The 21,586-nt window shown below is 42.0% G+C and carries 16 protein-coding genes; 12 read left to right on the top strand and 4 right to left on the bottom strand.

All coding sequences use genetic code 11. The annotated features are described in order from the left end of the window. Window positions 1–65 precede the first annotated feature (65 nt). The 5 genes from BV375_RS24415 (at window position 66) to BV375_RS24395 (ending at window position 5,220) form a co-directional block, all read left to right on the top strand. Window positions 66–665 carry a hypothetical protein gene (locus tag BV375_RS24415; RefSeq protein WP_086765404.1) on the top strand — a complete coding sequence of 200 codons (600 nt, stop codon included), beginning with the start codon at window positions 66–68 and terminating at the stop codon, window positions 663–665. Between the two features lie 207 nt (window positions 666–872). After that, the gene (locus tag BV375_RS24410; RefSeq protein WP_086765321.1) at window positions 873–1,130 is read left to right on the top strand and encodes a BolA family transcriptional regulator; all 258 of its coding nucleotides are present in this window, start codon (window positions 873–875) and stop codon (window positions 1,128–1,130) included. Window positions 1,131–1,326: 196 nt separating this feature from the next. Continuing rightward, entirely contained in the window at window positions 1,327–1,650 is a 324-nt protein-coding gene (grxD, locus tag BV375_RS24405; protein WP_086687926.1) for a Grx4 family monothiol glutaredoxin, read from the top strand. A 1,387-nt stretch (window positions 1,651–3,037) separates the two neighbouring features. Next, complete coding sequence (gene sigC / locus BV375_RS24400) at window positions 3,038–4,285, top strand: RNA polymerase sigma factor SigC (RefSeq protein ID WP_086765319.1); 1,248 nt, start codon at window positions 3,038–3,040, stop codon at window positions 4,283–4,285. Between the two features lie 479 nt (window positions 4,286–4,764). Beyond that, window positions 4,765–5,220, top strand: coding sequence for a transcriptional repressor (locus tag BV375_RS24395; RefSeq protein ID WP_086687924.1), 456 nt, complete (start codon window positions 4,765–4,767; stop codon window positions 5,218–5,220). Between the two features lie 129 nt (window positions 5,221–5,349). Here BV375_RS24395 and BV375_RS24390 read toward each other — a convergent pair whose 3' ends face one another. Next, window positions 5,350–6,552: a peptidoglycan-binding protein gene (locus BV375_RS24390; protein ID WP_086765318.1), complete on the bottom strand. Its 1,203-nt coding sequence runs from the start codon at window positions 6,550–6,552 to the stop codon at window positions 5,350–5,352. Window positions 6,553–6,570: 18 nt separating this feature from the next. Beyond that, entirely contained in the window at window positions 6,571–10,383 is a 3,813-nt protein-coding gene (gene cobN / locus BV375_RS24385; protein ID WP_086765316.1) for a cobaltochelatase subunit CobN, read from the bottom strand. Between the two features lie 88 nt (window positions 10,384–10,471). Here cobN and BV375_RS24380 point away from each other — a divergent pair, with 88 nt between their 5' ends. From BV375_RS24380 to BV375_RS24350, 7 genes are all read left to right on the top strand, one after another. After that, the gene (locus BV375_RS24380) at window positions 10,472–12,625 is read left to right on the top strand and encodes a GAF domain-containing sensor histidine kinase (RefSeq protein ID WP_086765314.1); all 2,154 of its coding nucleotides are present in this window, start codon (window positions 10,472–10,474) and stop codon (window positions 12,623–12,625) included. A gap of 47 nt (window positions 12,626–12,672) precedes the next feature. After that, window positions 12,673–13,344 carry an N-acetylmannosamine-6-phosphate 2-epimerase gene (locus tag BV375_RS24375; protein WP_086765312.1) on the top strand — a complete coding sequence of 224 codons (672 nt, stop codon included), beginning with the start codon at window positions 12,673–12,675 and terminating at the stop codon, window positions 13,342–13,344. A 2-nt stretch (window positions 13,345–13,346) separates the two neighbouring features. Beyond that, window positions 13,347–14,564, top strand: a complete 1,218-nt coding sequence (locus BV375_RS24370; RefSeq protein ID WP_086765310.1) for an acetate kinase — start codon at window positions 13,347–13,349, stop codon at window positions 14,562–14,564. Window positions 14,565–14,692: 128 nt separating this feature from the next. Further along, window positions 14,693–15,478, top strand: a complete 786-nt coding sequence (locus BV375_RS24365) for a hypothetical protein (RefSeq protein WP_086765308.1) — start codon at window positions 14,693–14,695, stop codon at window positions 15,476–15,478. Between the two features lie 104 nt (window positions 15,479–15,582). Next, window positions 15,583–16,404 (top strand): aminotransferase class IV, encoded by an 822-nt coding sequence (locus BV375_RS24360; RefSeq protein WP_086765306.1) that lies wholly within the window; start codon window positions 15,583–15,585, stop codon window positions 16,402–16,404. Window positions 16,405–16,485: 81 nt separating this feature from the next. Then, window positions 16,486–18,324, top strand: coding sequence for an ATP-dependent zinc metalloprotease FtsH3 (gene ftsH3 / locus BV375_RS24355; RefSeq protein ID WP_086687916.1), 1,839 nt, complete (start codon window positions 16,486–16,488; stop codon window positions 18,322–18,324). Between the two features lie 383 nt (window positions 18,325–18,707). Then, window positions 18,708–19,364 (top strand): Uma2 family endonuclease, encoded by a 657-nt coding sequence (locus BV375_RS24350; RefSeq protein WP_086765304.1) that lies wholly within the window; start codon window positions 18,708–18,710, stop codon window positions 19,362–19,364. 74 nt (window positions 19,365–19,438) lie between these two features. On the opposite strand, the gene BV375_RS24345 is transcribed toward BV375_RS24350, so the two are convergent. Both BV375_RS24345 and BV375_RS24340 read right to left on the bottom strand, forming a co-directional pair. Then, the gene (locus BV375_RS24345; RefSeq protein WP_086765302.1) at window positions 19,439–20,224 is read right to left on the bottom strand and encodes a metal-dependent hydrolase; all 786 of its coding nucleotides are present in this window, start codon (window positions 20,222–20,224) and stop codon (window positions 19,439–19,441) included. 228 nt (window positions 20,225–20,452) lie between these two features. After that, complete coding sequence (locus BV375_RS24340; RefSeq protein ID WP_339376848.1) at window positions 20,453–21,550, bottom strand: hypothetical protein; 1,098 nt, start codon at window positions 21,548–21,550, stop codon at window positions 20,453–20,455. Window positions 21,551–21,586 lie beyond the last annotated feature (36 nt).

The raw sequence follows: 21,586 nt of genomic DNA, 5'->3' as shown, positions 1-21,586 counted from the left end.
AAAACAGAGTTAAGATACCCGAAGTTTCCATTACTTTTTATATATTTGTCGCACGAATTGATCCCATGAACCTAGCTGCTGCTGTTCCCTGGATTCGCTTCACTTCTTTATCGCTCATAGCAGGCCTCAGTCTGCTATCACCTGTTAATGCTCAGGTAATCCAGCTACCAAGCAATAACCAACCACAACCCATTGACCCCAATAATCCAAATAATCTGCGTCCTGTATCGCAAAATAGTACCCTGCTGAGTATTGAAAGTGGGCAGCGTCTCCTCAAAGAAGCAGAAGCTGCTGTTTCTTCGCAAAAATATGACGTAGCTGCCAAGAAACTCCAAGAAGCACGTCAGGTTTTTAATCAGCTATCTAATTTTTATCAAGATCTCAACTCTAGTTTCTCCGGAATTGACAACAGAGTTTCTGATTCTCAGCGGCAAAAAGCCAGAGATAGCGCTCAACTGAGAGATGAAGCTACATATAGACTGGCATTGGTACATCGAGCACAAAATCAATCAGAATTAGCAGTACCTTTGCTAATACAAATTATCAAAAGTCAAAATCCCACAAGGGATTTAGGCAAGAAAGCCTACCAACAGTTATATGAGTTAGGTTTTGTTGATGCCCCCTATCCTCGGCAAAGTGGTAGTTCTTCTTCATCTCAAAAATAATCAAATTTAGCAATCTTCCTTTTTGTGGGAGGCGTGGCTTGTGAATGCCCTAATGGTAGGATAGATTTATCTGCCATCTGTTTAGGCATTATCGAAAACGCGTGCCTAGGGCGCGTCGCTCCTTAAGCTTGCCAAAACTTGCAAGCGGTAAAGGCGATCGCTCTATATCTGTTAATAATAGAAAAGAAGTTTTTTTCAGGAATTGCGATGATTAGTCCGCAACAGGTTGAGGCAATGATCAAAGCGGAACTGCCAGACGCCCTGGTTCAGGTGCAAGATTTGACTGGTGGTGGTGACCACTATCAAGTGACAGTAGTTTCATCGCAGTTTGCAAACAAGAGGCTGGTGCAACAGCATCAGTTAGTTTACGGTGCGTTGCGGCAAGCTATGTCAACTGAAGCGATTCATGCTCTGGCAGTAAAAACTTATACTCCCGAAGCTTGGCAGACAACAGCCGCTTCTTAGTGGTTTAAATACTGACTGTTGAACGCCAGTCGCACGCCAGTTGCTATCCTGAGGAGTGCCTTGGGAACCCCCCTTCGGGTTCGCCAATCACCTGCGGAGGGAAACCCCTGCAACGAACTGGCTCCCCAAGACTGAACTACCTCAGCACGCGGCTGGCTCCTCTCGACTATAAGCAAAAGTAGGAAAAGGAAAAATCATGACGCCAGAACTCAAAGAAAAAATTGACACCTTGGTACAGCAAAACAAGATTTTGGTTTTCATGAAGGGAACCAAGTTAATGCCCCAATGTGGTTTCTCCAACAACGTTGTGCAGATTCTGAACACGTTGGGTGTTCCCTTCGAGACTGTTGATGTCCTCTCAGACTCTGAAATTCGTCAAGGAATTAAAGAATATTCCAACTGGCCAACAATTCCGCAAGTCTTTATTGATGGTGAATTCGTTGGTGGTTCAGACATCTTAATTGAACTGTACCAGAAAGGCGAATTACAACAATTAGTAGAAGTAGCACTAGCTTCGTAAAAAAACATCAATATCCTCTAATGCTCAACTAGAGGATATGTTGTGTTAAGGGATTTCGACTAATCCAGAAAACTGTCAACCAATTTAAATTAGTTGACAGTTTTCTAAAGCATAGAAATGATCTTGTCTAATATCAGGTTTGGTTGAGAAACTGATCGTTAAGACTGGCACACAGACGCACAGACGCAAACAAGCAGCACTCTTGGCAGAGTTAGCGAGTGGTAGTGTTAGCGCAGCGATAGCGAGGAACGAGTGTCACCCGTACTGCATAGCACAACCCAGAGTTAGAGAGAGTTTTGAATCATAAGTAATTATCTTCAGTTGATATAACTAGAGATTTAGATCTACTGTAAAAATCCTAGTTGATGATTAAGAGTCACAGGTAAACACCGATAAATATTTGTATTTTCTCTAGACTTGCGTTGGCCTTCTAAATAGTTGTGCCCACACCTACCACTTTACTGGTTTCAAAGAGTACTGAGTACTACCTTTACCCCAGTTGAAGACGCTACGCGTAGCTAGCTTCTGTGCAACAGTAAGCGGTTACTTTAATGGGCGCTACGAATATTAGATCTCTTGCATAAGTCAATATTTTGAATATCAAACCATAGATGAACACTGATATTTATCAGTGTTTATCGGTGTTTATCTGTGGTTGGTTTTTTGCTGATTCGCATTTTTGCAAGAAGTCTATTGAATAATTTACTTTTTGGTATTCCCTTATCAGTTGTCAGTGAACATTGACAACTGATGTTTGTATTGTAAAAGATGTTCAAATTTTGGTGCTGGTTCAAATTTACCGCTTTTTTCCAGTATCCAAACCCCGGCCCCCAATCCCCAATTCCTTTAGAAATTCACAATTCAGTACCACTCTTGAGAATACTGAGACAGTATGAGCTTGGTATTAGCACTTCAGCGTTACTACTAACGCACTGACCATGACAATCACTTACTCTTCTTACCAAATATTCCCTAGAGAAAAATTAGCAAATTGTCAGGATAGTACTTCTATCCCCGTGTAGATATGACTATGCCGATTATGAACATGATTTTTACTGAAATATGTTTATACCACGTTACTTTTGTAACAGTCAAGTCCCATCAAATTTGAAATGTTGAAAAGGTATTTCAAAGCTTAAAGGCTAGCTGTAGATGTGAATAGCTATTGGTTCAATCAGAGTGCTACAGCCGCCGACTATTTCGGTAGTCATGTTTAAAAAACTATCAGTACAGTTTTTTGAGATTTTTTTAAAAAAAAACTGTAATGTAACTCTCAACCGTGTTAGTTCATCTTGAATCACGGGAACAATAGCAACAGTTAATTAGCTGACCATAATTTTTAGCTGACCGTAATCTATTGTTACCTGGAGCCATTGAGACGATCTTTATGCCAGCAACATCTTTTTACGCAGATGCCCCCTACAATGCCCCAAAATCTCAGCATATCCTAAACCGAGATCTCACGGTAGACGACGATTTACCGATAGACGATTTGCAAGATTTGGAGTTGGCTTCTGTTGATCCTGCTCATTTTTCTGCGAATACCAACCGTAGAAGCACAGACCTAGTACGCTTATATCTTCAAGAGATTGGTCGGGTGCGGTTGTTAGGGCGGGATGAGGAGGTTTCAGAGGCTCAAAAAGTCCAGCGTTACTTACGTATGCGGATAGTACTTGCTAATGCCGCCAAACAAGGAGATGCAGTAATTGAGCCTTATTTGCGCTTAATTGAAGTTCAGGAACGTCTAGCATCTGAACTAGGACATCGCCCGTCTTTGGAAAGGTGGGCTAGCACTGCTGGTGTGAACGTGTCAGATTTGAAACCAATTTTGTCAGAAGGCAAGCGTCGCTGGGCAGAAATTGCCAAGATAACTGTGGAAGAACTGGAGCAAATTCAATCCCAAGGACTCCAGTCCAAAGAACACATGATTAAGGCCAACCTTCGCCTAGTAGTATCTGTCGCTAAAAAGTATCAAAATCGCGGACTAGAATTGTTGGATCTAGTCCAAGAAGGCACACTAGGGTTGGAGCGAGCTGTCGAGAAGTTTGATCCAACTAAGGGTTATCGCTTTAGTACCTACGCCTACTGGTGGATTCGTCAGGGAATTACAAGGGCGATCGCTACTTCTAGCCGGACAATTCGCCTTCCTGTTCACATTACCGAAAAGCTGAACAAAATCAAAAAAGCCCAACGTAAAATTGCTCAAGAAAAAGGTCGTACTCCAACACTGGAAGACCTAGCTATTGAGTTAGAAATGACTCCTACTCAAGTACGGGAAGTATTGTTACGGGTGCCTCGCTCCGTTTCTCTAGAAACCAAAGTAGGCAAGGATAAAGATACAGAGTTAGGGGAATTACTAGAAACTGACAGTGTCACCCCAGAAGAACTATTAATGCGAGAATCTTTACAAAGAGACTTGCAACATCTGTTGTCAGATTTAACAAGCCGCGAGCGTGATGTAATTCTCATGCGGTTTGGTTTGGCAGATGGTCATCCCTACTCTTTAGCGGAAATTGGCCGCGCTCTCGATTTATCGCGGGAACGAGTCCGGCAGATCGAATCCAAGGCTTTACAAAAGCTACGTCAACCAAAGCGACGTAACCTGATCCGCGACTATTTGGAGTCTCTAAGCTAGTTAATAGTGAAGTGAACAAAATCCAAGTATATGGATTGTTAAACGCCATTTGCTACCCTAAGAAAGCGGGAACGATTACATTGAACTCCAAACCACTATGTGGGCGTCTACGGGTTCTCCTCTAGAGTAAAGTCGGCGGAGCCTTTCAACAGTTGTTTATGGAAAACCCCAAAACGTTGCTACCTTAACAACGCACTGGCTCCTCTGAACTATTTATAGCTAACCAAGTTGCTTGATCCCCGTTGCCAAAATCTCTCTTGAGTTTATGGCAAATATTTTCATTTAATTAAGCTGGAGTTTTGCGAACTCTACTTTCAAGATGCTTTGATAGAGGGGATCATCTATTACTTTAGTTCATCAAGATTTCATAAATGATTCTTCAGTCTTTAATAAAGATTCTCAATAAGCTATGGTTGTTGCAAATTCCTCAAAATATTTGCTATATTCTCAACTATTAGGCTTTGTTGAGAAAAATTAGTATGACTGTTTACACTTCTACTTCACTCAAAGCAGAATTAAACGACCGAGGTTGGCGTTTAACTCCTCAACGAGAAACAATTCTACACATTTTCCAAGAACTTCCGCAAGGTGAGCACCTCAGTGCTGAGGATCTTTATCATCGACTAGAAACTGATGGGGAAGGCATAAGTCTGTCAACTATTTATCGAACTTTAAAGTTGATGGCCAGGATGGGTATTTTACGGGAATTAGAGCTGGGAGAAGGGCATAAACATTACGAACTTAATCAGCCTTATCCTCATCACCACCATCACCTCATCTGTGTCAGATGTAACAGTACGATTGAGTTCAAAAATGACTCAATTTTGAAAATTGGAGCAAAAACTGCTCAAAAAGAAGGTTTCCATCTTCTTGATTGTCAGCTAACTATCCATGCAGTATGTCCCAAGTGCCAAAGGGCACTGATGCCGTTATAGCACCTGGGTGGGATAAGAAGGCGGAGCCTCAATCTAATCAAAATATGGAATTTTGAGCAGTTTCTTATTCGCTGTTATCGGAGGTAGCAATCAGTTGGGGACATCTTACTGCCAGTATCTAAGCGGATGCTAAAAGCGTCCGCTTCTTATATCACTGAGACTGATACCGTAAAATTCTTGGGCTTGCTTAATCGCTTTTTTGGTATCGTCTGCCATCACTCCGTTCAGTTGACCTTTGTAAAAGCCCTTTTCCTGTAATCGCCTTTGAATTTCCAACACACTAAACTCACTCTTGGGAGCATTAGTCACTAAGCTATATAACTTAGCTCTGGTAGTTGGACCAGCAACACCACTAGGTGCTAAATAGTTAGCAGCTTGAAATCGGCGGACAGCATCTGCCGTATAGGGTCCATAGTAGCCGTTTGGCTCTCCCTCTAAATATCCAGCTTTGATCAAATGTTCTTGGAGAACGCGAACTGCTTCACCGCGATCGCCGATGCGCAGTTTATCTCGATCAACCACTGCTTTGGGCGCATCTTCACCACCACCAACACCAATTGGTGGCAATTTCCCTAAAGTTGCTGGTCCAACAACGCCGTCAGCATCTAGTTTGTAAGCGTCTTGGAATCGCTTGACTGCTTCTTCAGTAATCGGGCCAAATATTCCTGTGGCGTTACCATAGTAAAAGCCAGCAATTCGCAACCGTTCTTGCAGAACTCTGACCTCTTCACCTTCATCGCCTCTAACAAGATAATTGGAATTGCTACGCTTGCTAGTGGATGCAGTAGCAATAGTAGTTTTTTTAGCTGTTGTATTAGCTGCTGTATTTGTTGTACTGGGTTTTTTCGTCTGTGTAGTTGTACTTACAACAGTGGGTTTAGTAGCTGAGTTGCTAGTACTGGGTTTTTTCGTTTGTGTATTTGCACTTGCAGCCTTTGGACGCCAGCTTTCTAATTTTTGCAGAGTAGTGGCTCCGACGACACCATCTACTGGTAAACCAGCTGATTTTTGGAAACGCCGGACAGCATCTTCTGTAGGAAAATCATAGATTTGAGTAATAGGAGCTTGATAAAAGCCTACTTTTTTCAACTGTTGTTGTAGATTCCTGACAGAAGGGCCTTGATCGCCTCGTTCAAGTGCCAAAACGCTACTTACAGCACTGAGAATAGACAAGGTGAGGGCAAGAGGTAACATGTACCTCCAAGCCCTGCCAGAAAGCCGTTTCCAGTCTGGTGTTGCTGCTTTGTTAAACAGAGAGCTAAGGGAAACCAATTCGCTGGGTTGACTGTCTTCGTAAGCAAAAGCTAGGTGGAAATACGCGAGGTTGTCCATATTCGGTTCCTACACCACTTATTGTTCTTCTATCGCGGCTTCAGCTTGATGTACGAGATTTCGTAACATTTCTAATGTTTGTATATTTACATCCTGCCATAAACCGCGCTGGTATGATTCTAATAGTCTCTCAGCAATATCACGCAATGCCCAAGGATTTTTTTTGTAAATAAATTCTGACACAATCGGATCGAGTAAATAAGCTTGTAATATCCCGTGATACATATAGTCTTCCACACATTGAGCTGTAGCATCATAAGCAAAAAGAAAATCCATTGTTGCTGCCATTTCAAATGCTCCTTTATAACCGTGGCGCATCATTCCTGCAATCCATTTAGGATTGACTACACGAGAACGATATACTCGGGCAATTTCTTCTTTGAGTAGGCGGATTCGTGGTTGAGCAGTAATAGAATTATCACCAAAATAAGTTTGGGGGTTTTTTCCTTGAAGCGATCGCACTGCGGCTGTTAAACCACCCTGAAATTGGTAATAATCATCCGAATCAAGCAAGTCGTGTTCGCGGTTATCTTGGTTGTGCAAGACAACTTGTGTCTGCATCAAACGTTGCTTCAAGGCTTCGGGTGCAGAAATGCCCCCTAAGCCCCCTTGTTCTTGAGGTGAACTAGCGTTAGTGTAGGCGTAAGAACTCCAGTTGATGTAGGCACGAGCTAAATCCTGGTCATCTGTCCAATTTTGCGATTCAATTAAGCCTTGGAGTCCAGCACCATAAGCACCTGGTTTAGACCCAAAGATGCGGTAGCGCGATCGCACAATTGCTTCTTCTGAAGTTAAACCTTGTGCAGTCCAAAAATCAGTATCTTGGAGAACTTGCGCTGCTAGCGGGTTTTGCTCTGGTGATTCCGCTAACGCCGCTACTGCTTGTACGGCTGAGTCAAATAAATCAATTAAGTTAGGAAAAGCATCTCGGAAGAACCCAGAAATTCGTAAAGTGACATCGACACGAGGTCTTCCTAAAACTGACAGTGGCAAAATTTCAAAATCTACTACACGCCTGGCTGCACCATCCCATACAGGTTGCACACCTAACAACGCTAACGCCTCCGCGATATCATCACCTCCAGTTCGCATGGTGGAAGTGCCCCATACAGATAATGCTAGTGTTTTGGGATACTCGCCATTATCTTGTGTATAACGCTCAATCAAGGTTTCGGCTGCTTTTCTACCTATATCCCAGGCTGTTTCTGTAGGCAAAGCGCGAATATCGACAGAGTAAAAGTTTTTACCAGTGGGTAAAACTTCGGGGCGACCACGTGTGGGTGCGCCAGATGCAGCACTCTGGATATATCTGCCATCGAGTCCGCGTAACAAGTTGGTAATTTCTTGCTGGGTTTGTTGCAAAGCTGGGAGGAGTTTTGCGGATATCCAGTTGAGAACAGTGCTGAGTTGTGAGTGCTGAGTTGTGAGTACTGAGTTGTGAGTTATGAGTTGTTCGACTAGGAAAGCGGCGTGTTCTTCTAGAACTTCAACGATATCACCCAGAGTATGACAATTTTTACCATTGACTACTGACCATTGACCACTGACTATTGACAAATCTGCTATCAGGGGGTCGAAATCTAAACCCCAATCTTGAGCTAAAGCGCGGGTAATACCGATAGAATGACGATTGGGTATGCGGGCGATCGCTACTATTAAATCGCGTAATTGCCTTCCTTGAGGACATTGCCCAAAAATGTGCAATCCATCACGAATTTGAGCTTCTTTTAATTCGCAAAGATAACCGTTGATTGAATTCAAAATTAAAAGTTCTAAATTCAAAATCTCTTGGTCATTGCTAATGCCTAAATCCTGATGTAAATTTTCTTGAAGAATGAGTTCGCGGATACGATCGCGAATCATTGGCAATCGCACTGGATCTAAACTTTCAGCTTCATAATATTCATCAATTAAATTCTCCAATTGTTGCAGTGAACCATATAGTTCTGCACGAGTCATGGGGGGTGTTAAATGGTCAATAATTACGGCTTGAGTGCGACGTTTAGCTTGTGAACCTTCACCAGGATCATTAACAATAAATGGGTATAAGTGAGGCATTGGCCCCAAAGCTACTTCTGGATAACAATTACTCGATAAAGCTAGACTTTTACCCGGAAGCCATTCGAGATTTCCATGTTTGCCTACATGAACCACAGCATCCGCAGCAAAACATTCCCTCACCCAATAATAAAAAGCTAAATAGGTGTGGGTTGGTTCTAAATCTGGTGCATGATAATTCAAACTAGGGTCAAGCTCATAACCCCGTGCTGGCTGAATTCCTACGAAGACGTTACCGAGTTGAATACCGGGAATTGGGAATTGGGCATAGGGCATGGGGCATGGGGCATTGTTATTTTCTTCTTGTCCCCAGCGTTGAGATATACCTTGCTGTACTGGCTCTGGCAAAGTAGCAAAATAATCTTGATACTCTGACAAAGAGAGACTTTGCTGTACTGGACGCCAATCTTTACCTTCTGGATCGTTTGTCACCCCAGCAGTGAGACGTTGAATTAACGCATCGCCATCAGCAGGTAAATTTTCAACCTGATAGCCAGCCAACTGCAAAGCCTGGAGAATTTCGATACAACTAGCTGGGGTATCCAGTCCCACACCATTAGCTAGGCGGCCATCACGGTTAGGATAATTTGCGACAATTAAGGCTATGCGCCGTTCTTGGGGTGGCTTGGAACGCAGGCGCACCCAATTGGCTGCTAGTTGGGTGACGAACTCAATGCGATCGCTCACTGGCTCATAAACTACCACATCTGTTTCTAAATTCTGATTGCGAGCTTGTACTGTTTTAAAAGAGACAGCGCGACTAATAATTCGTCCATCAACCTCTGGAAGTGCCACATTCATAGCGATATCGCGGGGAGAAAGACCCGACCACTGTAACTCCCACTGCTCAACAGCACCACCACTAAGGATTACCTGCAAAACTGGCACATCCAATTGTTCCCACAATTCAATCTGAGGTGTTTCTGTTTCCAACCGCGCCAGAGAAAAACTGGTGGTATTGAGCAGCAGTGCAATTTGTTCCGAGTCTTTTGGCTGAAAAAACTCGCTCAACTCAACTTGGATATCCGGTTCGCGCAGTGAAGAAACAAACACTGGCACTGGTTGTAAATTTTTCTGTACCAAGGCTTGGCATAAAGCATTAATTACCTTTGTATTTCCTGCCAGATAATGAGCGCGGTAGAAGAGAATACCGACTTTGGGCATTGGGCAATATTTATTTCTTTCCTCCCCTTGCTCCCTGCGCCCCTGCACCCCTGCTTCTGTTGCCCACTCATACAAACCCATACGCGGAACCAACTGCGGTGGTGGAGGATTGAAAGAAGTTGATAGGCAAGTATCAGCAATAAACTTGAGTGCGTTAACAAAATTATCTACACCACCTTGGTTAAAGTATTGCCAGACTTGGTTAACAATATCTAAAGGCAAGTTAGACTGAGAAATTAAATGGGGATCAAAAGCATCGTCCCCTGGCATTACAATGAGGGTTATATTATTACGTTGAACAATTTCTTGCACCACTTCTAAGCCGTAAGCCCAGTAAGAACGTCCTCCTAATAGGCGCAAAATTATAATCTGGGAAAGTTCTAAAACTTGCTCTCCGTAAGTGTCAATACTAATTTGTTGCTGTAACTGCAATAAGTTTGCGACTCTTAAATCAGGGAATGTCGCAGGTAGTTTGGGAACCGCAGCTGCCAGAGTTTGAATGTCGGTATCAGCAGCCGTAATAAATACAAAGGGAGCTGGAGTTTGTTCTATAAAAATCAGGTCTTCTGACTGATTCCAACCTCCGGATGTGGCACTTACACGATGCATAATTCTGTATTACCGTCTTAAACTGTTGATTACAATACAAGAAACAACCTTTTAGCCTAGCAGCCAGCCCCTCACTAAATTCTTGAACATGCTTAGTTCTTCTGATTTGAGCTTCTCCCGAACCTTACCCTCAGATACATTTAATCAGCTTGGGGAATTGTTACAGCAGATGGCTCAAGCAGTGGAAAGTGAGACTTTGGTGGTAACAGAAGCTGTGCTGACCAGGATACGCGTACCTGCTGAGTGGCAGGAACAACGTTTTACATTACTAGTTTCTGAAGAGTTTAGTGCGCTTTTGCTGGGGCATTGCGTCCAGGAGCAACTGCTGTTTGGCACACAAGCAGAGGAAAAAGCAATTAACTCCACAACATCAGTTTCTACAACGGGTGTAAGCCCAACTGATAGTTTGCTTAACGCTCTTAACCAACCTCAGCAACTTTCTTCTAGATGGCACCGCAGAGGCGTCTACAGTCATCAGGACTCAGCAGAACTAACTACTAGCTTGACATTTAATTCAGAAGCGATCGCATCCTTCCTTGTAAAGTTGCGAGATTTGTTTGGCTCTGATTCTTATACTTACCAAAATCTTCAACGTTATAGTCAAATTCCCGCTACTAATGATGGTACGCTTCAAGGTCAATTTAGCCTCTTGTTATTAGAATGTCTTCTGCCGCAGATGAAACAGGAGGTGGATGTAGCAACGGCTCCAGACTATTCCATCACTTACATCTGTCAGCCAGTAGAAGATGCTCTGAAAAAACAGATTGCTCAAGAGCGACTGTTGAATCAGGTGATAAACCAAATCCGCCGCAGCCTAGATTTATCAGTAATTATGGCGACGGCAGTTACACAAGTGCGTGAGTTTCTAGAATTAGATAGATTAGTAATTTATAAATTTGAGGATTCTAGAGGTACAAGTTTACAACATCCGTTTGACACTGCTGCCTTAAATGGCACGAACCTTCGTACAAGGCTGGGTGCTCAACGAGGAGATCTTCCCCAGTCGTTCAACGGGCCATACTCACCAAAAACGCCACTCAACCCCCAACCCCCACTACAAGACTATCAACAGCATGGGGGTTGTATTGTTTATGAAGTCCGGGCAACAGATACAATTCCCTCAGTATTGAATTACAGAGAAGAAATGTGCTTTCTGCACACTTCCCAATGTTGGGAGAAGTATCGTCAAGGCTTTACCTTGGCTGTGGATGATGTCGAAAAAACTTATGCTCTAGAAGAGTGTTTGTTAAGTTTTTTAAGGGAAGTCAAGGTACGAGCAAAGTTAGCTGCCCCAATTATGTTTGAGGAAAAGCTGTGGGGGTTATTAATTGCTCATCAGTGCAATAGTCCGCGAGAATGGAGTGAAAGCGAAACAAACTTGCTGACTTCGATTGCGGAACAATTAGCGATCGCAATTCACCAATCAGAATTAATGCGATCGCTAACTCAAGAAAAACACACTCTCGAACAACGAGTTGTGGAACGCACAATGGCATTGCGTGATGCCCTTCTTGCCGCCGAAGCCGCTAGCCGCCTCAGAAATGAATTTCTCGCCACCATCAGCCATGAATTGCTGACTCCTTTAACTTATGTCATTGGCATGTCTTCTACACTGTTACGCTGGCCTTTGGGTGAGTTGAGTCAACGACAACGCGATTATCTACAAACAATCCACGACAGTGGCGAACATTTATTAGAAATGATTAATGACATCCTCGATTTATCTCAAATTGAGGCTGGCAAAACAGTTTTAAATATTACGGAATTTTCCTTAAGGAATGTGGCGGAAAATACTGTGAAAGCGCTAGAAGACAAAGCTACAAACGAACAGCTGCATCTCACAGTTGATTTGCAAATTGACCCAAGACGCGATCGCTTTACTGCCGATGCTACAAGAGTAGAACAAATTATTTCCAATTTATTAGCTAATGCCATTAAATTTACGCCTCAAGGTGGCAACGTTACCTTGCGACTTTGGGTAGAAGACGACACTGCTATCTTTCAAGTAGAAGATACTGGTATTGGCATTCCTGAAGAACAATTACCATTATTGTTTGAGAAATTTCAGCAACTAGATACACCCTATCGTCGCCGTTACGAAGGTACAGGACTTGGTTTAGCGTTAACTAAACAACTTGTGGAACTTCATCGCGGTCGAATTGAAGTAGAGTCTACTGTAGGCATCGGCTCAATTTTTACTGTCTGGATACCAGCCCAGCCGATAACGGTAGTGAGGGGATGAGTCAATAGTCAAGAGTTATTGCTTAAATAACAAATAACAAATGACAAATGACAAACTTAAAAAAAGGACTAATTGTATCCTGTCAAGCTCCTGTTGATTCACCGTTGCATCAACCGCTAGTGATTGCAGCAATGGCACAAGCTGCTGTAAATAATGGTGCTATAGGTGTACGCATAGATACCCCAAACCACATTAGCGTTGTGCGTGCCAGTGTGAAAGTGCCAATTATTGGGTTATGGAAGCAAGTAATAGCTGGCTTTGATGTGTACATTACGCCACAGTTTCACCATGCTGTGGCTGTGGCGCAAGCAGGCGCAGACATTATTGCCATAGATGCGACGATCAGAAGCCGCCCTGGTGATGAAAAATTAGCAGAGATGATTGCCCGAATTCATCAGGAATTAAATAAGCCAGTGATGGCAGATATCGATACAATTGAGGCGGCAAAAGCAGCAGCGGATGCTGGAGCAGATATTGTGGGAACGACTCTTTTTGGTTACACTGCCTCAACCAAGCATCTTCAGCCTCCAGGTTGGGAACTCCTGAGCCAGATGGTAGAACAGGTAAACATTCCCGTGATTTGTGAAGGTGGTATTGCCTCACCCCAAATGGCTCGTAAAGCCTTAGATTTAGGGGCTGATGCTGTTGTAGTTGGCACTGCAATCACTGGTATTGACATCCAAGTTAGAGCCTATCGATCAGCACTAAGTTCTGAATAATCATGAAAATCCTTGTACTGAATGCCGGATCTAGTAGTCAAAAAAGTTGTCTGTATGAGATAACTGATGATGCTTTGCCTAAGCTAGCACCTCACCCTCTGTGGGAAGGCAAAGTCAACTGGACGCAAGACCGAGGTGTGGCAGAAATTCAGGTGAAAACAGCTACAGGTGAAGAGCTGCAAGAATCTATCTATGCGGATTCTCGACAAGCCCACGTTACCTATATGCTCTATACTCTGACTCGCGGTGCCACTAAGGTGATTGGTCAGCTATCAGAAATTGATGTGGTAGGTCATCGTGTAGTACATGGTGGACAAGATTACCGTAATAGTACTGTAATTACTGAGGATGTGAAAAAAGCGATCACTCAACTTGCGACTTTAGCACCAGCACATAATCCTGCGGCTGTAGAAGGGATAGAAGCGATAGAGAAAAGCTTAGGCTCAGTAAAACAAGTAGCAGTTTTTGATACCGGATTTCATGCGACTATCCCCGATGCCGCAGCTATCTACCCCGGCCCTTATGAATGGGTGGAACAAGGTATCCGTCGCTATGGGTTTCATGGCATCAGTCACCAATACTGCGCTCAACGTACAGCTGACATCCTCGGAAAAGATTTAGCGTCCTTGCGATTAATTACTTGTCATTTAGGCAACGGTTGCTCTTTAGCAGCTATTAAAAACGGTCGCAGCATTGATACTACTATGGGCTTCACACCCTTAGATGGGCTGATGATGGGCAGTCGTTCTGGTTCCATCGACCCGGGAATTCTAATTTACCTGCTACGACAATCTAATTACTCCGCTGAAAGTCTTGATTATGTTCTCAATAAGGCTTCTGGGTTACGTGGTATTTCTGGGATATCTAGCGATTTACGGGAAGTAATTGCGGCGATCGCCCAAGGTAACTATCGTGCCCAACTTGCTTGGGATATCTACGTACATCGCTTGCGTTCTGGTATTGGTTCTATGCTTGCCAGTTTGGGCGGATTAGATGCTTTGGTCTTTACCGCAGGTATTGGTGAAAAATCTCCTGGAATTCGCCAAGCGGTCTCGGAAGCTTTTGGGTTCTTAGGGCTGAAAATCGACCCACAGCAGAATCAAACAAACCCTGTCGATGTTGATATTGCCACCCCAGAATCAGCCGTGCGAGTATTGGTAATCCATACTCAGGAAGACTGGGCGATCGCTCAACAATGTTGGCAAATTTTGAGAAAGTAAAAAATGACACCTACAATCTTTGTTTAGTTGTTCTCTGCGTTGCCATTAGCCTTGGCTGCTGATTTAGATTGTGCTGTAATTATATATACATATCAACAGATCTATAACAAAAAGGTCAGTCAAGCGTCATGTTCGCTCTATACCGTCAAACTATTGGTGCATCTTTGACAGTTTGTTTGTGTATGTTAGGTGTTGGCTTAATGCAATATCCTCAACTGCAAAAACTATTAAATAGTCGAGAAACTTCTTCTTTAGAAACTCTAGAAGCAGAAATTAAAGCAGAAAAAATTCGGCTCAATCTTCTTAAACAAATACCTAGTTTTGGTTACGATAACTTGATTGCCGATTGGGTATATATTAATTTTTTGCAATACTTTGGCGATGACGAAGCACGCAGCAAAATAGGCTACAGTTTTAGCCCCGAATATTTTGAAGTCATTCTAGAACGCGATCCACGATTTTTAGCTGCTTATCTAAGTCTATCAACTAGTACTTCTCTGTATGCTGGGCTACCTGAACGCTCTATAGACTTGATGAAACAAAGTTTACAATTCTTATCGCCTAAACTTCCAGAGAAGTCTTATTATGCATGGCGTTACAAAGGCATAGATGAATTATTATTTTTAGGGGATTCTCAAGCTGCCAAGAAATCTTTTATCAAAACTGCTGATTGGGCTAGCCAATCTTCAGACGAAGAAAGCAAGCTAATAGCTTATAATTCTCAAAAAACTACTGAATTTTTAAATCGTAATCCTAATAGTAAAATTGCTAGAATTTCTACATGGACAATGGTATTAAATAACGGAGTTGATGAAAAAAGTCGTAAAAGAGCAATTAGGGAAATCGAGACATTAGGCGCTAAGGTAGTTTCTACTCCTCAAGGTAACAAAATTATCATGCCTGCAAAAGATTAGTAATTGGTCAAGGGTCAAGAGTCAAGAGTCAAAAGGCAAGATTTATTTCTCCTCTGCTCCCTCATCTCCCTCTGCTTCCCCATCCCCCTTTTGAGGTTAGTGTTATTTATTGGTATAAGGGTAAATTAATTCAGTCCCAATCCCTAGAGTTAGATATTAACGATCTGGGGTTGCTTTACGGGGCGACAATTTTTACTACCATGCGGGTTTATGAGAACTCGCTCGATAGCAATTTGACTCACTGGCTTTTACATTGCGATCGCTTGCTATTATCACTCAAAACTTTTGGTTGGCAGCAACCTGATTGGAATCTTGTACGTCAAGGTGCAAAAATTATCCTCACCCACTTCCCCATTCTCAGAATTACTCTGTTTTCCGATGGAAGGGAGTGGATAACAGGTAGGTTGTTACCAGAGGATTTGACAGAAAAACAAACAAATGGTGTTGTCTGCGCTGTTGCTAGTGCGGAATTTGGTCGCAGCCTTCCTTCTCATAAAACAGGTAACTACCTGAGTGCTTGGTTAGCCAAAACTACTAGTCAAAAGTTAAATGCCCAAGAAGCGATTTTAATAGATAGGGCGGGAAATTGGCTAGAAACCAGTACAGGTAACCTTTGGGGATGGCGTGATGGCTGTTGGTGGACGCCGCCTTTAACTGTGGGTATTTTGCCAGGAATTATGCGATCGCAGCTTATCCAATGGCTGCAATACCAGCAACAACAAGTGAAAGAGCAACCTTGGACAATGAATTTAGTTAAAGGATTTGAAGCGATCGCTTACAGCAACAGTGTGGTGGAAATCATTCCTATCCATACCGTTAAGCAGCCCGCAGGCTCGTTAGAATATAATCCTCACCATCCTAGCTTGCAAATACTCCGGAGTTTTTTTAGCATGACAACGTCACCATTTTGGTATACGTTAAGATAAGTTAACATAATTCTTAAAAATGCCCTCTCTTTTCAGAGAAGTTACGCGATCGCACGAAAAATATTAGGAGGATTCACCTCAGTGAATAAAAGATGGAGAAATGCGGGGCTGTACGCGCTGCTTTTTATAGTTGTCATTGCCTTAGGAACAGCATTCTTTGACAAGCAACCTCAAAGCAGAGAGCCATTACGTTACAGCCAGTTTATTCAAGAAGTTGAAAAAGGCAGAATAGATAAAGTCAGTTTAAGTGCAGACCGTTCTACAGCTTTGGTTACATCCAGAGACGGTAATAAAAAGGTAGTGACATTAGTCAATGACCCTGACTTAATTAATACTCTTACTGCAAAAGGCGTTGATATTTCTGTATTGCCCCAAACCGACGAAGGTTTCTGGTTTAAGGCACTCAGCAGCTTATTTTTCCCTGTATTGCTTCTAGTTGGCTTATTCTTCTTGCTACGCCGTGCTCAAAGTGGCCCAGGTAGCCAAGCGATGAACTTTGGTAAATCTAGAGCCAGAGTGCAAATGGAACCACAAACCCAAGTGACATTTGGTGATGTTGCGGGTATTGACCAAGCCAAGCTGGAACTAAATGAAGTTGTAGACTTTCTTAAAAACGCCGATCGCTTTACCGCAGTTGGCGCAAAAATTCCTAAAGGTGTGTTGCTAGTTGGTCCTCCTGGTACAGGTAAAACTCTCCTAGCTCGTGCTGTGGCTGGTGAAGCAGGCGTACCATTCTTCTCCATCTCTGGTTCTGAGTTTGTCGAAATGTTCGTCGGTGTGGGTGCTTCCCGCGTCCGTGACTTATTTGAGCAAGCCAAGTCTAATGCTCCTTGTATCGTCTTTATTGATGAAATTGACGCCGTCGGTCGTCAACGGGGTGCAGGTTTAGGCGGTGGTAACGATGAACGGGAACAAACCCTCAATCAGCTGCTCACTGAAATGGACGGCTTTGAAGGTAATACTGGTATCATCATTATTGCTGCTACCAACCGTCCTGATGTATTAGATGCAGCCTTGTTGCGTCCCGGTCGCTTTGACCGTCAAGTTGTTGTAGACCGTCCAGATTATGCTGGACGTAGCGAAATTCTCAAAGTTCATGCCCGTGGTAAGACCTTGGCGAAAGATGTGGACTTAGATAAAATCGCTCGTCGTACACCTGGTTTCACTGGTGCAGATTTATCCAACCTGTTGAATGAAGCCGCAATTCTAGCAGCACGGCGGAATTTAACCGAAATTTCGATGGATGAAATCAATGATGCGATCGATCGGGTGTTAGCTGGCCCAGAGAAGAAAGACCGGGTAATGAGCGAAAAGCGCAAAACCTTAGTTGCTTATCACGAAGCTGGTCACGCTTTAGTTGGTGCTTTGATGCCCGATTATGACCCAGTACAAAAGATTAGCATCATTCCTCGTGGTCGTGCTGGTGGTTTAACTTGGTTTACCCCTAGCGAAGACCGGATGGATACTGGCTTGTACAGCCGCGCTTATCTGGAAAATCAGATGGCAGTAGCTTTAGGCGGTCGGTTGGCCGAAGAAATAATCTTTGGTGAAGAAGAAGTTACCACTGGTGCTTCTAACGACCTACAACAGGTAGCACGTGTTGCTCGTCAGATGGTTACACGCTTTGGTATGAGCGATAAACTCGGGCCCGTAGCTCTCGGTCGCCAGCAAGGCAATATGTTCCTTGGACGGGATATCATGTCAGAGCGCGATTTCTCCGAAGAAACTGCTGCGGCAATTGATGAAGAAGTTCACCAACTAGTAGAAGTAGCTTACACTCGCGCTAAAGAAGTGTTAGTAAACAACCGCCACATCCTCGATCAAATCGCGCAAATGCTGGTTGATAAAGAAACAGTAGATGCTGATGAGTTGCAAGAAATTCTGGCAAATAATGATGTGAAAACTGCCGCTTTTGCATAAGCAGTTTTGACTGAAATTTGAAATTTGATAAATTTAGGGTAATTCTAGAAATTCTAGGGTTACCCTAATTTTTTTTACAGTAAAGATAGCTGGTTACCAGTTGTAGAGAGCTTTCATAGTCGCATTCTTTGTTTCTATTGGTATAAGTATGCAATCAAATTGTAGTATTTGTAATTGCAACCGGAACATAAAAAGGGAAGTAATTTCGTTAATCCCAAGCCACTACCGCAAACCGCAACGGGTGCATTAATTTTCAGCAAATAGCACCTCAGACGAGAAGCGTTAATGTGCAGCCTCACATAGAATTGGTATCAGTACTTTGTCAGATACAATCTAGCTAGAATTTAAAAGATCTGGATTGTTGAGAAATCACCAAAACTATCATGTTAGACTACAATCCATTAGCCTGCTTGCCCTCCTCTGAGGAACTGCCTGACTCAGATGATACTGCTGTGGATAACGAACTACAAGATTTAATTCCTGGGTTACTCAAAGCTATTTTAGCGATCGCATGGGCAGATAGAATGGACTGGTTTTTTGGGGCTGATATGGGTGTTTACTATGACCCAAATTTACCAGCAATAGTACCAGATGGATTTTTAAGTCTAGGAGTCGAGCGATTTTTTGATGAAAACCTCCGCCTCAGTTATGCTATTTGGGAAGAAGAACAAGTCCCAATGTTGGTTCTAGAAGTTGTATCTCAAACTTACCGTGGAGAATATACAACTAAGAAAGAACAGTACGCAAAATTGGGAGTGTTGTACTACGTCATTTATCATCCAACGCGTCGCCGTAAGTCACGCCTAGAAGTTTATAAATTGGTCAGTAATGAATATCAGTTGCTCTCAGGAAATCCAGTGTGGCTACCAGAGGTAGGTTTAGGAATTGGTAGCGAACAAGGAATTTACCAAGGTATTACGAGGGAGTGGCTGTTCTGGTATAACGAGCAAGGACTGCGTTTACGCACACCAGAGGAACGTGTGCAAATACTAGCACAAAAGTTACGGGAACTTGGTGTAGACCCAGACGCTTTGCTGTAAACTACCTACGCTGGAAAACGGTTGTGTGTAGGCTTTCCAATTCATCTAATACCAATTCAAAAGGCGCTTACCTCTTAAATCAAAAATAAATTATTTTTTTGTGAAGGATGAAAGCCTTTACGGAAATAATCTCTTGAGTTTAATAAGACTCTGTAGAAAAATTTATCTTTGAACAAGAAGAAATCAATACTTTCCTGCCAAACTTTTCTATCCAGCAGCTTTTTGTCTTGGTATAAAAGAATTACTAAACCCCAAATTAGGAAAAATAAAACCAAAATGTTGGATATGAACAAACCAAGAATGCGAATTAAGTAATTCTTAGTTCTATTTTGAAAGACATCATATACAACAGTTTTATGCTCAATTTCTTCAACAGCGTGCCATTCAAAAAGCTGTTTTAAATTTGGCTCTGCTTCTGCCATGAAATCACTTTCTAAGGCGTATTCAGCTATCAAATTTGTTAGGTGTTCAATACCTGCACTGATAGATAAATTTAAGCTAATACTCAGTCGAGATTCCAAAGCCTTAAAAAGAATCGCTCGCAGAGAGTGCAGATATGAATCAAATTTATAACCAAAAAGGTGTAAATTATCCCAAAACTTGCTGTGCTGCTGTGAATGCTGTGCTTCCTGTCCAATGAATGCTTGAGCTTGTTGTTTTAGTTGGGGATTGCCGATTTGCTTGATTCTGTTTTTTATATTATGAATCAGGTATTGTTCAATATCAGGAAGCAGAATTGTCAAACTATTTAATAAATGAGTTTTAAAGACACTTTTCCCAAACCAGTACCTTTCAATCTGTTCAGGAAACTCAAAGTTTATCCTTCTTACTTCTAGTTCTGACTGAATTTGTAGATTCATAGGCGTTAATTTACTCTCTAAATTAATGTATAGAGACTCATACACCTTTTTTTATATTAACATCACAACCAAAGACTAACGTACCAAAACTTTTGATTGGTGCGTTAGGCTACGCCATAACACACCATACACATACTTAGATTTTTTCAAGAATAAAATCAGATTTCTATAGTAACTATAGATTAGTAAAAAAACAAGAAAACTGAGGTTTTTCGTTTTTATGACTATTTACAAATTACTGGAATCTTGAAAGTCTCCACAATGTTTACAATACGGTAAATGTTTGTAAGTAAGCTCATGGCAGTTTTCGCACTCCATATATTGATAATAACCGCAGTGTGGGCAGTAGTTATCTTGTTGCCGAATTCTCTTAGCACACTTAACACAGCAAGAGTTTTGAACTCTCTTAGCTGCTTGTAATTTAGCGTTAAAAACAAATTGTTGAAAAAACTTGATAATGCCAAAACCCACAAGTGGAATTAGCAAGATATAAATATAACTGATTAGAAATAGCAACCCGCCAAAAATCGCACTAATGATATCAAAGAGAAATTGGAATATTACACCGATTTGCAGGAATTCAAATATTTTTAAGATTAGTGGTATAAAAAAGATGATTAGTAAATGCCAGCTAATTAGCGAAATCAGTCCATATCTTCGGCATTGAGCAAAGTTGTGAACTGAAAAGGCGATAAGAATTAGCGGCATCAGAAAGAGAGATTGAAAACCAAGTTGGATACTTGGATACCAAAATGATGCTTGTTTGTAGCCTTTTTCAACTTCGCTGAATTTATTTTCATCTTTAATAAAGGTTAGAAAACTAACACTTTCTGGTTTTGATACCAATCCACTTTTAAGATTAGAAATTTCATTTTTTAGAGTAGAAATTTGGCTATTATTTTTTTCTAAATTCTCTTTGGCTTTTTCAGCAGCAACTTGATTAATTGATTGCTCACGAGGTTGTCCGGCAATTTTTTCTAAAAGTGTTGAATCATATTGAGCGTGAATATTGCGATTGGCTTGTTCAAGGGTGCTGATTTTCGCTTGTTTCTGCTCAATGCTTTTTACCGTTTGCTGATTTTCCGAGTTTTTAACTTTATCTTTAGAATCAGCGTACTGTAAACAAATTGGGGCAACTTTACCTAGATGTCCTGTTTGGACTTGTTGATAAGTTTCCTGAGAACTAGGTCGATTATTTATGTTAGATGGCAATGCAAGACTGACAATTTCATAATCTTTATCTTTAGTGGTTTTTGTTCGGTAATTTTGCCACTCGGAATAACATGGATAAGCTTGTGCTGGACTAATATAGCAATCCGGAATCATTTGTGAGAAAATACTGAAGCGAGATTAAAGTAATTT

The sequence above is a fragment of the Nostoc sp. 106C genome (assembly GCF_002154725.1).
Taxonomy (GTDB): Bacteria; Cyanobacteriota; Cyanobacteriia; order Cyanobacteriales; family Nostocaceae; genus Aulosira.
Note: the sequence above shows the minus strand (reverse complement) of the source record. Positions and strands in the feature narration are given on the sequence as shown.

Excerpts from the sequence above, each read along its gene's own strand:
- sigC (WP_086765319.1), top strand. The coding sequence starts at position 3,038 with ATGCCAGCAACATCTTTTTACGCAGATGCCCCCTACAATGCCCCAAAA.
- BV375_RS24380 (WP_086765314.1), top strand. The coding sequence starts at position 10,472 with ATGCTTAGTTCTTCTGATTTGAGCTTCTCCCGAACCTTACCCTCAGAT.
- BV375_RS24365 (WP_086765308.1), top strand. The coding sequence starts at position 14,693 with ATGTTCGCTCTATACCGTCAAACTATTGGTGCATCTTTGACAGTTTGT.
- grxD (WP_086687926.1), top strand. The coding sequence starts at position 1,327 with ATGACGCCAGAACTCAAAGAAAAAATTGACACCTTGGTACAGCAAAAC.
- cobN (WP_086765316.1), bottom strand. The coding sequence starts at position 10,383 with ATGCATCGTGTAAGTGCCACATCCGGAGGTTGGAATCAGTCAGAAGAC.
- BV375_RS24395 (WP_086687924.1), top strand. The coding sequence starts at position 4,765 with ATGACTGTTTACACTTCTACTTCACTCAAAGCAGAATTAAACGACCGA.
- BV375_RS24390 (WP_086765318.1), bottom strand. The coding sequence starts at position 6,552 with ATGGACAACCTCGCGTATTTCCACCTAGCTTTTGCTTACGAAGACAGT.
- BV375_RS24340 (WP_339376848.1), bottom strand. The coding sequence starts at position 21,550 with ATGATTCCGGATTGCTATATTAGTCCAGCACAAGCTTATCCATGTTAT.
- BV375_RS24345 (WP_086765302.1), bottom strand. The coding sequence starts at position 20,224 with ATGAATCTACAAATTCAGTCAGAACTAGAAGTAAGAAGGATAAACTTT.
- BV375_RS24415 (WP_086765404.1), top strand. The coding sequence starts at position 66 with ATGAACCTAGCTGCTGCTGTTCCCTGGATTCGCTTCACTTCTTTATCG.
- BV375_RS24350 (WP_086765304.1), top strand. The coding sequence starts at position 18,708 with ATGTTAGACTACAATCCATTAGCCTGCTTGCCCTCCTCTGAGGAACTG.
- BV375_RS24375 (WP_086765312.1), top strand. The coding sequence starts at position 12,673 with ATGACAAACTTAAAAAAAGGACTAATTGTATCCTGTCAAGCTCCTGTT.
- BV375_RS24410 (WP_086765321.1), top strand. The coding sequence starts at position 873 with ATGATTAGTCCGCAACAGGTTGAGGCAATGATCAAAGCGGAACTGCCA.
- BV375_RS24370 (WP_086765310.1), top strand. The coding sequence starts at position 13,347 with ATGAAAATCCTTGTACTGAATGCCGGATCTAGTAGTCAAAAAAGTTGT.